Origin of the sequence: Kitasatospora sp. NPDC093806, from assembly GCF_040683335.1 — a bacterium.
In the GTDB taxonomy this organism is placed as follows: domain Bacteria; phylum Actinomycetota; class Actinomycetes; order Streptomycetales; family Streptomycetaceae; genus Kitasatospora.
In genome coordinates, this window is record NZ_JBFBDO010000063.1 from 32,675 (window position 1) to 48,028 (window position 15,354).

A 15,354-nucleotide genomic window follows, 5' to 3' on the forward strand; every position below is an offset into this window, starting at 1 on the left:
GGTGCCGCGGTCCGTCCCCCTCGACGAACCGCGGCACCGCCCATATCCCGTCCCGGTAGCTGATCCGGTCCGCTCAGATCTGCTGCCAGAGGGCCGGGACGATCGGCGGCTCCCAGCCCACCTGGGCCGTGTGGCCCTGGAGGCACCGGTAGCTGACCCCGTTGTAGGTCACGGTGTCGCCCGCCTGGTACGTGGTACCGGGCGTCCAGGTCCCGTTGCCGGGGCCCGGGTCGTTGGCGACCACCAGCGTGTAGCTGCTGGTGTGGGCGACCGAGCCGGTGCCGGTCACCGTCAGGTTGTACGTGCCCGCGGCGACCGTCGAGGCGACCGAGACGTTCAGCGTCGCGGAGGCGCCGGACTGCACCGAGGAGGGGCTGACCGTGGCCGTCACACCGGCCGGCCCGCCGGCGACGGTGAGGTTCACCGTCTGGGCCGAGCCGGAGGTGATCCGGGTGTCGACGGCGGCGCTGGTCGACTCACCCGGCTTGACGGTGCCGGTGGCCGGGTTGACCGCGATGGAGAAGTCGTTGTTCGGGACCGGGCCGCTGCCGACCGAGGTCTTCCACAGGGTGTAGGCGACCCCGTCCGCGCTGCGGTCCAGCACCGTGGCGTTGATGTTGCTGCTGGTGTCGCAGGCCGAGTGGTAGCAGGAGTCGTACGCCCGGCCCGCCGTGCCGCCCCACTTGGCGGCCTGCGCCGAGGTCTTGGTGGCGCTGGCGCCCGCCGCGTAGCCCGAGGTCGGGATGCCGGCCGACTGGAACGAGGCGTCGTCCGAACGGCCCTGGCCCTCGACGTTCTCCTCCGGCTGGAGGTTCAGCGAGTCCCAGTAGGCCTTCATCGGGGCCGAGGTGGCCGAGTTGACGTTGTTGATGAAGTAGCCGGCGTTGGGCGAGCCGACCATGTCGAAGTTGTAGTAGCCCTTGATCGCGCTGCGCTGGCTGGAGCTCAGCTGGCCCACGTAGTACTGCGAGCCCTGCAGGCCCTGCTCCTCACCCGTCCACCAGGCGAACCGGACGTGCCGGGTCAGGGTCGGGTTCTGCTGCGCCAGGACCAGCGCGGTCTCCAGCAGCACGGCGGAGCCGGAGCCGTTGTCGTTGATGCCCGGGCCGGCGCTGACGCCGTCCAGGTGCGCGCCGAACATGGTGACCTGGTCGGCGGGGCCGCCCGGCCAGTCGGCGATGAGGTTGTTGGCGGTGTAGGTGCAGGAGCCGCAGGTCTGCTCGCTGACCTGGTAGCCGGCCGCCTGGAGCTTGGCCTTCACGTAGGCCAGCGACTGGCTGTAGCCGGCCGTGCCGGTGCGCCGGTTGCCGCCGTTCTGCGAGGCGATGGTGTTGAGCTGGCTCAGGTGCGCCTGGACGTTGGCGACGCTGATGTCGGGCGCGTTGCCGCCCGGGTTGCCGCCGCCGACCGTCAGCGTGTACTGCGCGGAGTGCGGGGTCGCACCGGTGCCGCTGACCGTGATGACGTAGGTGCCCGGCGCGGTGGTGGCGGTGGTGGCGACCGTCATCGTCGCGTTCGACCCGGTCTGGATCGTCGACGGGTTGAAGGTCACCGTGGCGCCGCTCGGCGCGCCCGAGGCGCTCAGGTTGATGCTCTGGGCGCCGCCGGTGGCCTGGGTGACCACCGTGGCGGTCGTCGAGCTACCGGGCTGGACCGAACCGGAGCCCGGGTTCAGCGAGATCTGGTAGTCCGGGTTGGTCGGGCCGTCGCACTTCGGGTCGCCGGTCTGGGCGGGCACGCTGACCGCGTCCCAGGCCGCCTTGGTGCGGTTGAACAGGTTGCAGGTCGAGTCGAGGTTCTTCGCGGCGGTCAGGGTGGTGGTCCGGTACTTCTTGTAGGTCATGCCGCTGGTCTTGAGCAGCATGCCGCCGTAGAAGACCCGGCCCGCGTCCTTGATGCCGACGCCGGTGACCGTCGAGCTGTTGCAGGTCGGGCTGGTCGGCTTGCCGCCGCCCGGGTTGGAGCCCTCGGCGAGCAGGTAGAACCAGTGGTTCAGCGGGCCGGCGGCCGCGTGCACCTCGGTGCTCGGGATCGAGGAGGAGTAGCAGTTCGGGTCGCCGTTGACGAGGGACGGGTTGGCCATGTTGCGGATCGGGCCGCGGCCGACCAGGTTGACCATCTCGCCGACGGTGTAGTCCGGGCTGTCGTACGGGGCGGGCTCGTTGGCGTACGCCTCGGTGAGCGCGCCGAAGATGTCGCCGGTGCCCTCGCCCAGGCCGTTCTCGTTGTTGGCGCCGCCCGGGGTGTACTGGTCGATGCCGTGGCCGAACTCGTGGCCGACGACGTCGATCGAGGCGATCCACTCGTTGCCCTGGTTGTGGCCGATCGAGACCGAGGAGCCGTCCCAGTAGGCGTTGACGTCGTTGAGACCGACCTTGACCGGCCAGCTGCCGCCGTTGCCGTTGTGGCCGTTGCGCCCAAGCCAGTCCTTGAGCATGTCCCATTCTTTTTGCGCCGCGAACATCACGTCGCCGCAGCCGGTCTCCTTGCTCGTGGCACTGCCGTTGCCCCAGGTGTCGCTGGACTTGCTGAACACCTGGCCGCTGGAGTAGTCGGCACAGCTGAGGCCCGGCCGGTTGGGGTCGCGCAGCGAGTACTGGCCGCCCGAGTTGGTGGTGCTGATCTGCGGGGACGGGCCGTTCCACTTGCTGTTGACGGTGCCCGCGCGCACGTCGTCGTAGGAGTCGATGACCTCGCCGCTGCGCGCGTCCACGAACACGTGGAGGGTGCTCGGCGCGGTGGCGGTGCGGCCGTTGAGCACCGTCTCCCAGGCCAGCCGGCCGGCGCCGTCCTGGACCCGGACGACCAGCCGGCGGGTCTGCACGCCGTCCACGGTGGCCAGCTTGGTGCGGGCGGTCTTCTCCGCCTTGGCGGCGCTGATCAGCGGCGTGGTCGGCACGCCGATCGGGCCGGAGGCGGCGGACTGCAGGCCGCGCACCTTGCCCTGGCCGTCGGCGATCACGACGGCGTCGCCGCCGACCACCGGCAGGCCCTTGTAGGTGCGCTCGTAGGCGACGGAGTAGAGGCCGGCCAGCCAGGGGGTGACGGACTGGCGCTCATAGGTCTCGCCCGGGCCCTTGGCCAGGGCGTCCAGGCCCGCCGCGGCCGCCTGGTCGGCGGCGTTCACGGCGGCGGCCAGCGCGCTCGGCGGCGCGCTGGCGGATGGGCCCGGTTCGGCGGCGGCGGGTCCGACCGCGGTGGCGGTCAGCATGCCGGCCAGGACGGTCAGGGTGGTGCCCGCCGTCAGTAGTCTGCGTTTCATTCCGAGGCTCCTCGAACGTGGGGGTGCTCGACCGCGGACAGGTGTGCCGGAAGGGCGCTCACCGCGGGGCCGCTTGGGGGACGGCCGTGGCGGGCGTCCGCGCTCGGGTGCCGGAACCCTCACACGCCGTCATGCCCCGGTCAACGGTCCGAGCGCGCGGAACGGGGTAATGGCAAGTTCCGTCAAGTTCCGTCAGTTGGTGGGTTTGGCGCGGAAGTTGGGATCCGGAAGGACACTTGGCCAGGTCGGAGCGGGTGAGGAGGTTGAGACCAACTCGTGGAGAGGTTGAGACCAAAGGGGGAAAGTGGTTGAGACCACATCATGTACGGCGGGCCCGTTCGTCCAGTACCGTCCTCCTCAGCGGACCTCCCCATCGGAAGGCCCGGAAGGCACTCGGGAGGGCAGCCCCGTGCACCGGAACCGGGCGGCGACCACGCCCGCCGAGGACGAACTCTGGCGGGCCTTCGGGCACCGCCTGCGCCAGTGGCGCCGCCGCGCCGGCCTCACCCAGGCCCAGCTCGGAGCCGAGATCGGCTACGACCACACCGCCGTCAGCAAACTCGAACACGGCACCCGCCGCACCAGCCCCCGGGTCGCCGACCGCCTCGACGACCTCCTCGGCGCCGAGGGCGAACTGCGCGCCGCCTGCCGCCTCGCCGAGGAGGGCACCCTCCCGGAGCCCGCCCCGGCCCTCCCGGTGGCCGCCCCGACGGCGCCCGAACCGCTGGACTGGGCCCGCCCCCCACTGCCCGGCCCGCCCGTCTCCGCCGTCGCCCCCGTCCTCCCGCCCGCGCTCGCCACCTGGCTCCCCGCCCGCCTGCCCGACTACGGACTGCTCTGTCCGCTCCACGACGCCGCCGGCTGCGCCGTCCCCGCGCCCGCCGACCTCGCCGCCCTGCACGCCGCCTTCCGCGCCGCCGACCCCGACAGCGGCGCCCCGCTCGACCCCGACACCGCGCACGCCCTGGCCGGCCTGCTGGTCTCCCACCTGCGCGCCGGCGACGGCCCCACCGCCCCCGGCACCGAAGCCGTCGAGGAGACCCTGCGGGTCATCCTGCGCCGGCTCGCCGCCCACCCCGACGGCCCCGCCCGCCGCCCGCTCGCCCGGATCGCCGCCGAATACGCCCATGCCGCCGGCGCCCTGCGGATGCAGGCCGGCCGCAACGCCACCGCGATGGCCTGCTTCGACCGCGCCCTCGGCTGGGCCGAACTCGCCGAGGACCCCGCCACCCAGGTCGCCGCGCTCAGCGACATGAGCTTCCTCGCCCGCCTCGACGGCGACCCCGCCGCCGCCCTCGGCTTCGCCCGCGAGATCGCCCGGGTCGCCCCCGACCGGCACTGGGCCGGCGCCATGAGCCAGGCCGCCCAGGCCCGCGCCTACGCGATGACCGGCGACATCCGCGCCACCGTCCGCCACCTCGGCCGCGCCCGGCTCCACCTCGACCACATCGGTGCCCACGACGAGGCCGACGCCGCCTGGCTCTCCATCGCCTCGATGCGGCTGCGGGTCGAGGCCGGGGCCGCCGCCGCGCTGCGCGACGTGGCCGCCGCCGTCGACGACCCCCGGCTCGCCCGGCGCGCCGTGGACGCCGCCGAGACCGCGCTCGCCCTGCTCGCCCCCGACCAACTGCCCTCCGCCCGACTGCTGTTCACCGTCCGGGTGGCCGACTGCCACCTGCTCGCCCACGACCCGCGGGCCGCCGCCGAACTGCTCGGCCCGGTCCTGGAGCTCGCCGACGACGGCGGCACCGGGCTGCCCGCCCTGGTGCGGCGCGAACTGGCCGGGCTGCGCGGCCGGCTGGTCGCACACGGACTGGCCGGGTGACCGATCGGTGACCCTTCGTCATGATTCGGCGCTGGGCGGCCGATTGTGGCGGCGGTGTTGCGGGCGGATTGACCGGTGTTGCGGGCTCGCGGATCCGGCTGGTCCCGGGCCCGGCGGGCGATTGACGCGGTCGGCGGGGCCTTCCTAGACTCGGGAACGGCGAAGAGTGTCAGCCCCGAGGCCCCGGCCGGCTGACCGGCAACCCTCCAACACCGCGGTGGGGTGCCCCGGGGATAAGCCGGGTGGCACACCGTCGAACCGACGGACCGTCACAAGCGCGGTCAGGGCCCGGGAGGGCGCGGGGGACGGAGAACGTCGTGGAGCAGGGTCGGATCGGGCACGCGGGCCGCACGGGCCTCGTCGGCTCCGTGGGCTTCCTGAGCCCTGCCGGCTTCGCGGGTTTCGCCGGCCCCGTGAGCCTCGCCGGCCTCGTCGGCCTTCGGCTGGTGGCCAGGCTCGACGTCGACCTGCTGCGGCGCGCCAGCTCCCTCTGTCGCTGAGCCGGTCGGCCGGCGGCCGCGCACCCGCACCAGCACCCGCGCCCCGCCCCGGTCGGACCGTCCGGAACCCCTCGCCCCACGAACCCGTGCGAGGAGGAGCGCCCAGCGGCCCGCGCAGGCGACCGACCTCCCGCGCGCCTGCTCCAGGAGAACGGATGTCCACCTTCCCCGCGCCCGGTCCCCGCGACCTGCCGAGAACCCTCCCGGCCGGCCGGGAACCCGAGTTCCGGCGGCTGCGCGAGGCCCTCGACCGGTCCGCGACCGGCACCGGGGGCGTGATCGTGCTGCACGGCTCCGTCGGCAGCGGCCGCAGCGACCTCCTCTACGCCTTCACCGACACCGCCGCCGAACACGGCGCCCACGTCCTGGTCGGCACCGGCTCCCCGCTGGAACGCGAGTTCCCGCTCGGCCTCGCCCGGCAACTCCTCCAGGGCGCCGACCTCGAACCCGAGGAGGCCGCGACCGCCGAGACCCTGCTCGCCGAGGGCGCCGCCGAAGCCGCCCGCCCCGCCCCGCCCGACCGCCCGGCCGGACGCCTCACCCAGCGCACCCTGGAAGGCCTGTTCCGGCTGGTCCGCCGGCTCGCCCAACGCGCCCCCGTACTGATCGCCGTCGACGACCGGCAGGACGCCGACCCGCAGTCCCTGGAGTTCCTGCTCTACCTGGTCCGCCGCACCCGCACCGCCGGCGTGCTCACCGTGCTCAGCTCGCGCGAGACCATGACCCCGTCCAACCCCTTCTTCGAGGTCGAACTCGCCCGCCAGCCGCACCACCAGCACATCCGGCTCGACCTGCTGCCCGCCGAGCTCGTCGCCGACCTCCTCCGGGCCCGGCTCGGCGCCCCCGCCGCCCGCTTCGCCACCGAGGCCCACACCCTCACCGGCGGCAACCCGTTGCTGGTGCACAGCCTGATCGGCGACCAGGAACGCGCCGGCAGCCCCGACCGGCTGGTCGTCGGCGAAGGCTACCGGCGCGGACTCATGCACTGCCTGCACCGGATCGACCCGCTCGCCCTGCACTACGCGCGCGGCGTCGCCGTGCTCGGCGCCTCCGCCACCCCCGAACTGCTCGCCGAACTCCTGCTGCTCGCCCCCGACTCGCTCCCCAGGGCCCTCTACCTGCTGCACGCCGCCGGCCTCTTCCGCGACGGCGGCTTCCGCCACCCGACCGCCGCCGGGGACCTGCTCGCCGCGATGCGGCCGGTCGAACTCGCCGCCATGCACCAGCGCGCCGGACGGCTGCTCCGCGCCGCCGGGGCGGCGGACGCCACCGTCGACGGGCACGCCCGGGTCGCCGAGGGGCACCTGCGCGGCGCGCTGACGGCGGGGGAGAGCACCGCGACGCGGGCGGGGGAGGCGGGGGAGCCGGGCGACCTCGGGTACTTCGGTGCGGCGTGGGACGTGCCCGGCCCCGCCGTGCCGCCCGCTTCCACGGCCGGCACCGGGACTGGTGCCGGCGCCGGTCCCAGCACCGGCGGGTTCGGGCCCGAGACCGCCCAGGCCGCCGCCTCCGTGCCGCCGGCCTTCCCCACCGGGTTCAGCAGCACGGCCGTCGAATGCGTCCCCACCCTCCCCGGCACCGTCACCGACGCCTCCACCGCGCTGCGCCACGAACTCAAGACCGTCCGGCACCTGTTCTGGCACGGCCGCACCGAGGAGGGCACCGCCGCACTCGCCCGCTTCGAGGCCGTCCCCGGCAACGCCGCCCCCGCCGAGTCCCTGCGGTACTGGCTCGCCTACTGGTACCCCGCGCTGCTGCCCAACCCGGCCCGGCAGCCGGACCCCGCCGACCAGGGCCGGTTCCCGGCGGACCAGCGGGGAGACGGTATGCGGTTGCTCGCCGGATTGCTGGCCGGCACCGTCGCGCCCGAGGACGCCGTCGTCCGGGCCGAACTCGTCCTGCGCGCCGGCCTGCTCGGCGGCGTCCGCACCGAATCCCTCACCGCAGCGCTCACCGTCCTCCTCTACGCCGACCGCGCCGACCGCGCCGCCCACTGGTGCACCCCGCTCGCCGAACGCGCCGGCACCCGCTGCGGCGCCACCTGGCACGCCCTGCTCGCCGCCCTGCGCGCCGAAGCGGCGCTCCGCCAGGGCGACCTGCGGAGCGCGGACGAGGCCGGCCGGGCCGCGTTCGCCCACGTCCGCCCGGAGGCCTGGGGCGTCGCCATCGGACTGCCCCTCGCCACCATGGCCACCGCCCGCACCGCGCTCGGCCTGCACCAGGACGCCGCCCACTTCCTGGAGCTGGCCACCCCCGCCGGGATGGCGCACACCCCCGCCGGCCTGCACCACCGGTACGCACTCGCCGGCCACCGGCTCGCCCTCGGCCGAGCAGAGCAGGCGCTCGCCGACTACCGCGCCTGCGGCGACCTGATGGCCCGCTGGGGCCTCGACCACCTGCCCGCCATCGCACCCTGGCGGCTCGGCGCCGCCCGCGCCCAGCTCACCCTCGGCCGCCGCCCCGCCGCCGCCGCGCTCGCCGACCACCAACTCGCCCGGCTCGGCCCCGCCGGCCACCCGCGGATCCGCGGCCTGGCCCTGCGGATCCGCGCCGCGGCCGGCGAACGCGCCGAGCGCACCGAGCTGCTGGAGCGGGCCGTCGGCTACCTGGAGGAGGCCGGGGCCGAATCCGAACTCGCGGCCGTCCTCTCGGAGTTGAGCGAGGCCCACCAGAACGACGGCGACCCCGGCCGGGCCCGCCGCACCGACCGCCGGCTGCGCCGCACCCCGGCGCTGGCGGTCGTCCCGGCGGAACCCGTGGCGGAGGGGCTGTCCGAGGCCGAACGCCGGGTCGCCGAACTCGCCGCCCGCGGCCTCTCCAACCGGGACATCGCCCGCAAGCTCTACATCACCGTCTCCACGGTGGAGCAGCACCTCACCCGCGTCTACCGCAAGCTCGGCGTCCGCCGCCGCGTCGACCTGGCCAAACTCCTCGGCCCCAGCACCCCCGACGACGGCCCCGCCACCACCCCCCTGGCCTCGGCCCCCCACCCCACCACCCTCGTCGCCGGCTGACCCGCCCCGACGGGCCCCACCCCTGGTGGCCGCGCGACCTGGCTCCCGCCCTGTGGGCTGCCGCCGCATTGCCGATGGAGGCCACTCGCCCCGCTTCCCCCGTCGCGAGCTGGGCCGGCCCGGAGGCGGCCGACCGGTGGCCACCTCCGGCTCACTGCGGGCGGGGGCCTCGGCGCCGCCGGTCCGCCGGTGGCCGTTCGGGCCGCCGTCGCCTGCCGTCCTTGCGGGGCCTGTTCCGCTCGGCCGCCGCTCCCACCCCGGCTCCCGCTCCGTCGGCTGACCCCGACCGGGGGCCCGCGCGCTCCGTCCCCATCGGCCGGGACCCTGCCGCTTGCCCCTATCGCGGTGGTGCCTTCGTGCTGGCTGAGGCCGTTCCGGCCCGAGACGGGTGGCCTTAGGGGTTCGACAGGGGTTGGGTAGGGGCCCGGGGTGGGGGCGGGGGCGGAACGCTGGGGGGCAACACCGAGCAACCCGCCCTCAGGAGTGGAACCCACCAATGGCGCGCCTGGAACCCCTCGACCCGTCCGCACCGCAGCCCGGCCCGCCGGAGGCGGTGGCCGTCGTCGGCGCCGCCTGCCGCCTGCCGGGCGCGGCGGACCCGGAGGCGTTCTGGCGGCTGCTCGACTCCGGCACGAGCGCGGTCGGCGCCGCCCCGGCGACCCGCTTCGCCGCCCCGGCGGCGGCCGGGCCCTCCCGGGACGCGGGCTGGCTCGACCAGGTCGACCGGTTCGACCCCGAGTTCTTCGGCCTCTCGGCGGCCGAGGCGACCGCCGCCGACCCGCAGCAACGGCTGGTCCTCGAACTCGCCTGGGAGGCCCTGGAGGACGCCGGCATCCTGCCCGCCGCGCTGGCCGGCACCCGCACCGGTGTGTTCGTCGGCGCCATCGCCGCCGACTACGCCGCCCTCACCACCGCCTCGGCCGCCGTCACCCGGCACACCCTGACCGGTCTGAACCGGGGCGTCATCGCCAACCGCGTCTCCTACTCCCTCGACCTGCGCGGCCCCAGCCTCACCGTGGACTCCGCGCAGTCCTCCTCGCTGGTCGCCGTCCACCTCGCGCTGGAGAGCCTGCGCGGCGGCGAGTCGGAGCTCGCCCTCGCCGCCGGCGTCAACCTCAACCTGGCGCCGGACTCCACGCTCACCGTCGACTGCTTCGGCGCCCTCTCCCCGGACGGCCGCTGCCACACCTTCGACGCCCGCGCCAACGGCTACGCCCGCGGCGAGGGCGCCGTCCTGCTGGTGCTGAAGCCGCTCGCCCGCGCCGTCGCCGACGGCGACCGGGTGCACGCGGTGCTGCTCGGCAGCGCCGTCAACAGCGACGGCGCGACGGACGGCCTGACCGTGCCCAGCGCCGACGCGCAGGCCGCCGTGATCCGGGCCGCCGCGCGGCGGGCGGGCGTGGCGCCCGGCCTGGTCCAGTACGTGGAACTGCACGGGACAGGCACCCGGGTCGGCGACCCGATCGAGGCCGCCGGCCTCGGCGCCGCGCTCGGCACGGAAGCCGGGGCGGAAACCGGGGCTGGACGCCCGGCGGGGCGGACGCTGCTGGTCGGCTCGGCGAAGACCAACGTGGGCCACCTGGAGGGCGCGTCCGGCATCGTCGGCCTGCTGAAGACGGTGCTGGCGGTGCGCCACCGGCGCCTGCCCGCCAGCCTCAACTTCCGTACGCCGAACCCGGACATCCCGTTCGAGCGGCTCGGCCTCGCCGTCCGCACCGAGTCCGGTCCCTGGCCGGACGAGGACGGCCGGCTGATCGCCGGGGTCAGCTCCTTCGGCGTGGGCGGCACCAACGCCCACGTCCTGGTCGCCGACGCCCCGGAGACCGAGCCGTCGGCGACCGCGGAGGCCGGTCCGGGGCCGGAGCCCGGCCTCGACGGCCCGCTGCTGTGGCCGCTGTCCGCCCGCACCCCGGCCGCGCTGCGCGAACAGGCCCTCCGGCTGCGGGAGTTCGCCGAGCAGCGGCCCGAACTCGACCCGGTCGCCGTCGGCCGCGCGCTGGCCACCACCCGCACCGGCTTCGAGCACCGCGCCGCCGCCACCGGCACCGACCGTGCCGAACTGCTCGCGGCCCTGGACGCGCTCGCCACCGGCGGCCAGGCGCCCGGGCTGCTCCAGGGTCGCACCCTGCCCACCACCCCGCACGGCGCGTTCGCCGACGGCCCCGCGCCCGGCGACGGCGGCCCGGAGGCCGAGGAGGCCGACGGGCCCGCCCGCCCGGCCCCCGGCGGCACCGTGCTGGTCTTCCCCGGCCAGGGCGCGCAGTGGGACGCCATGGCCCGCGAACTGCTCGACACCGCACCGGTGTTCGCGGCGAAGATCGCCGACTGCGAGGCCGCCCTCGCCCCGCACGTCGACTGGTCGCTGGACGCCGTGCTGCGCGGGGAGCCCGGGGCGCCGGGCCTGGAGCGGGTGGACGTGGTCCAGCCGGCCCTGTTCGCCGTCATGGTGTCGCTGGCCGCGCTCTGGGCGGCGGCGGGCGTCCGGCCCACCGCCGTGATCGGGCACTCGCAGGGCGAGATCGCCGCCGCCCACGTGGCGGGCGCGCTCTCACTGGAGGACGCGGCCGCCGTGGTCGTCCTGCGGGCCCGGGCCATCGCCGGACTGGGCCTGACTGGCCGCGGCGGGATGGCCGCGATCCCGCTGCCCGCCGAACAGGTTGCCGAGCGGATCGCCGGCCGGGCCGAGGAGTTGGGGATCGCCGCGATCAACGGCCCGTCCTCGACCGTGGTTTCGGGCGAGCGGGCGGCCGTCGCCGAACTCGTCGAGCGGTACCGGGCGGAGGACGTGCGGGCCAAGCTGGTCCCCGTCGACTACGCCTCGCACTCCGCGCAGATGGAGCCGCTGCGCGCCACCCTGCCCACCCTGCTCGCCGGGATCCGGCCGCGCACCGCGCCGATCGCCTTCTACTCGACGCTCACCGGCGAGCGCTTCGACACCGCCGGGCTGGACGCCGACTACTGGTTCCGCAACCTGCGCGGCACCGTCCGGCTGGAGCGGGCGGTCCGGGCCGCGCTCGCTGACGGCCATCGGGCGTTCGTGGAGAGCAGCCCGCACCCCGTCCTCACCGTCGGGCTCGGCCAGTTGACGGACGGCGTGGCGGCGGTCACCGGCACGCTGCGGCGCGACCACGGCGGCCTCGGCCGGTTCCACGGCGCCGTGGCCGAGTTGTTCACGCGCGGCGGCGCCGTGGACTGGCCCGCCCTCTACGGGCCGGGGGAGCGGCTCACCGGCCTGCCGACGTACCCGTTCCAGCGCCGCCGGCTCTGGCTGGACGACGGCGGCCCGGCCGCACCGGGAACCGGCCCGGCAGCGGGGCTGGTTGCCGCTCCGGCCGGCCGCCGGGCGGACGAGCACGCCGAGGAGCCGGCCGCCGACGTGCTGGACGAGGCGGCCGCGCTGGCGGCGGTCCGGGCCGGTGCCGCGATCGTGCTGGGCGAGCCCGGCGGCGCGGACGCCGTCGACCCCGACCGCACCTTCAAGGACCTCGGGTTCGACTCCGTCGCCTCCGTCCAGTTCCGCGACCGGCTGGCCGGCACGACCGGCCGCACTCTGCCGACCAGCCTGGTCTACGACCGGCCCACGCCGCGCGCCGTCGCGGCCTTCCTCGCCGAGCGACCGCAGGCCCCGGCCGCCCTGGCCGCCCATACCGCCGTGCCCCGTCCGGGGGAGGCCGCCGACCCGATCGCCGTCGTCGCCCTGAGCGGCCGCTGGCCCGGCGGCGCCGACACCCCCGAACGGCTCTGGGAGCTGCTCCGCGACGGCCGCGACGCCATCGGCCCGTTCCCCGCCAACCGCGGCTGGGACCTCGACGCGCTGTACGACCCGGACGGCGAGCGCCCTGGCACTTCGTACACCCGCCAGGGCGGATTCCTGTACGACGCCGACGAGTTCGACAGCGCCTTCTTCGGCCTCTCCCCGCGCGAGGCCGCCGCCACCGACCCGCAGCAGCGGCTGCTGCTGGAGTCCGCCTGGGAGCTGACCGAGCGGGCCGGCATCGTCCCGGCCGCCCTGCGCGGCAGCCGGACCGGTGTGTTCGTCGGTGTCATGCCGCAGGACTACGGCCCGCGCCTGCACGAGACGCCCGCCGGCTACGAGGGGCACGCGCTGACCGGCACCCTGACCAGCGTCGCCTCCGGCCGGCTCGCCTACGCGCTGGGCCTGGAGGGTCCGGCGATCACCGTGGACACCGCCTGCTCCTCCTCGCTGGTGGCGATCCACCTGGCCGCCCAGGCCCTGCGCGCCGGGGAGTGCGATCTGGCGATCGCGGGCGGGGCGACGGTGATGTCCGCGCCGGGCATGTTCACCGAGTTCAGCCGTCAGCGCGGCCTGGCGCCCGACGGCCGCTGCAAGCCCTTCGCCGCCGCCGCCGACGGCACCGCGTGGGCCGAGGGGGCCGGGCTGGTGCTGCTGGAGCGGCTCTCCGACGCCCGCCGCCACGGCCACCGGGTGCTGGCCGTGGTCCGCGGCAGCGCGGTCAACCAGGACGGCGCCTCGAACGGCCTGACCGCCCCCAACGGCCCCGCCCAGGAGCGCGTCATCCGCCAGGCCCTCGCCGCCGCCGGGCTCGCGCCCGCCGACGTCGACGTGGTCGAGGCGCACGGCACCGGCACCGCGCTGGGCGACCCGATCGAGGCCGGGGCGATCCTGGCGACCTACGGGCAGGAGCGCGAACAGCCCCTGTTGCTGGGCTCGTTGAAGTCCAACATCGGCCACACCCAGGCCGCCGCCGGGGTCACCGGCGTGATCAAGCTGGTCCAGGCCCTCGCTCACGGCGAGCTGCCGGGCACCCTCCACCTGGACGCGCCCTCGCCGCACGTCGACTGGACGGCGGGCGCCGTACGGCTGCCGGCCGAGGTCACGCCCTGGCCGGCGACCGGCCGGCCGCGCCGGGCCGCCGTCTCCTCGTTCGGGATCAGCGGCACCAACGCGCACCTGATCCTGGAGGCGCCGCCGGTCGAGCCCGTCGAGCCGGTCGAACCGCCGGCCTCCGCCGCGCCCGCCGACCACGCCGCGCCGCTGCTGCTCTCCGCCCGGACGCCCGCCGCCCTGCGCGCCCAGGCCGCCCGCATCGCGGACCTCGCCGAGCACGACGCCCCCGGCCTCGCCCGGGCCCTGGCCACCACCCGCACCCACTTCCCGCACCGCGCCGCCGCCCTCGGCGCCGACGGCCCGCAGCGCGCCCAGGCCCTCCGGTCCCTCGCGGACGGGCACCCGGACGCCCCCGGACTGCTGCGGGCGGAGGCCGCCCGCACGCCCCGGCTCGCCTTCCTCTACTCCGGCCAGGGCAGCCAGCGTCCCGGCGCCGGACGTGAACTCCACACCACCGAACCGGTGTTCGGCGCTGTGGTCGACGAACTCGCGGAGCTCTTCCGCCCCCACCTCGCCGTGCCGCTGACCGAGGTCCTGTTCGCCGAACCCGGCACCGAGGCGGCCGCACTGCTCGACACCACCGCCTACACCCAGCCCGCGCTGTTCACCCTGCACGTCGCGCTGCACCGGCTCGCCGTCGAGACCTACGGGCTGCGCCCGGACCACCTGATCGGCCACTCCATCGGCGAGTTGAGCGCCGCCCACCTGGCCGGGGCACTCACCCTGCCGGACGCCGTCACCCTGGTCGCCGCCCGCGGCCGGCTGATGGAGGCACTGCCGGCGGGCGGCGCGATGGCCGCGGTCCGGGCCACCGAGGCCGAACTCGCCCCGGAGCTCGCCCGGTTGGACGGCCTGGTGTCGATCGCCGCCGTCAACGGCCCGGCCTCCGTCGTCCTCTCCGGCGACGGCGCCGAGGTCCGGCGGATCGCCGAGGAGTGGCGGGCCCGCGGCCGGCGGGTCAAGCTGCTGAGCGTCGGCCGCGCCTTCCACTCGCCGCACATGGACGCCGTGCTGGACGAGTTCCGGACGGTCGCCGAGAGCCTGGACTACCGCGAGCCGCACACCCCGGTGATCTCCAACCTGCACGGCGGCCTCGCCGCGCCCGCCGAACTCACCGACCCCGACTACTGGGTGCGGCACATCCGCGAGGCCGTCCGCTTCCACGACGGCGTGCGCACCCTGGACGCCCTCGGCACCACCGCCTACCTGGAACTCGGCCCCGGCCCGGTCCTCACCGCCCTGGCCGAGGAGACCCTCGCCGACGCCCGGGGCGACGACGCCGAGGCGCCCCGCGCCCTCGCCCCGCTGCTCCGCGCCGACCGGCCCGAACGCGCCACCGCCGCCGAGGCACTCGCCCGACTGCACGTCCACGGCGTCCCCGTGGACTGGGCCACCGCCCTGCCGGCCGCCACCGCGCCGGACCACCGCCCCGACCTGCCCACCTACCCGTTCGAGCGCCGCCGGCACTGGCTGGACCAGCCCGCCGCGCACGCCACCGACGGCGGCGGCCTCGCCCCCACCGGACACCCGCTGCTCACCGGCGCCACCGAACTCCCGGACGGCGAGGGCTGGTTGCTGACCGGACGGATCTCGGTACGGACCCACCCATGGCTGGCCGACCACGTCGTCGGCGAGGCCGCCCTGCTGCCCGGCACGGCCTTCCTCGAACTCGCCGTCCAGGCCGCGCTGCGCGCCGGTGCCCCGCACCTCGAATCGCTGGACCTGGCCGCGCCGCTCGCCCTGCCGACCGCCGGCGCCGCGAGCGGGGGCGGCGTCCGGGTGCAGGTCCTGCTCGGCCCCGCCGACCAGGAGGGCCGCCGACCGCTGCGGATCCGCTCCCAGCCGGACGCCGCCGACGCCGAGTGGACCACGCACGCCACCGG

Annotated in this window: 5 protein-coding genes and 1 riboswitch; of the genes, 4 read left to right on the plus strand and 1 reads right to left on the minus strand. The window is 76.3% G+C overall.

Annotation, left to right across the window (positions count from 1 at the left end; genetic code table 11):
• Nucleotides 1-73 precede the first annotated feature (73 nt).
• Nucleotides 74-3,262, minus strand: a complete 3,189-nt coding sequence (locus tag AB0N76_RS25870; protein WP_363560812.1) for a M28 family peptidase — start codon at nucleotides 3,260-3,262, stop codon at nucleotides 74-76.
• Between the two features lie 409 nt (nucleotides 3,263-3,671).
• Between AB0N76_RS25870 and AB0N76_RS25875 the strand changes: the two genes are divergently transcribed.
• The 4 genes from AB0N76_RS25875 to AB0N76_RS25890 all read left to right on the plus strand — a co-directional run.
• Entirely contained in the window at nucleotides 3,672-5,087 is a 1,416-nt protein-coding gene (locus AB0N76_RS25875) for a helix-turn-helix transcriptional regulator (RefSeq protein WP_363560814.1), read from the plus strand.
• A 158-nt stretch (nucleotides 5,088-5,245) separates the two neighbouring features.
• A riboswitch (SAM riboswitch) is annotated at nucleotides 5,246-5,371 on the plus strand.
• A gap of 33 nt (nucleotides 5,372-5,404) precedes the next feature.
• On the plus strand, nucleotides 5,405-5,587 hold the full coding sequence (locus AB0N76_RS25880) for a hypothetical protein (protein WP_363560816.1): 183 nt from the start codon (nucleotides 5,405-5,407) through the stop codon (nucleotides 5,585-5,587).
• 155 nt (nucleotides 5,588-5,742) lie between these two features.
• On the plus strand, nucleotides 5,743-8,601 hold the full coding sequence (locus tag AB0N76_RS25885) for an AAA family ATPase (protein WP_363560818.1): 2,859 nt from the start codon (nucleotides 5,743-5,745) through the stop codon (nucleotides 8,599-8,601).
• A gap of 496 nt (nucleotides 8,602-9,097) precedes the next feature.
• A partial coding sequence (locus AB0N76_RS25890) for a type I polyketide synthase (RefSeq protein ID WP_363560820.1) occupies nucleotides 9,098-15,354 on the plus strand: 6,257 nt, incomplete at its 3' end.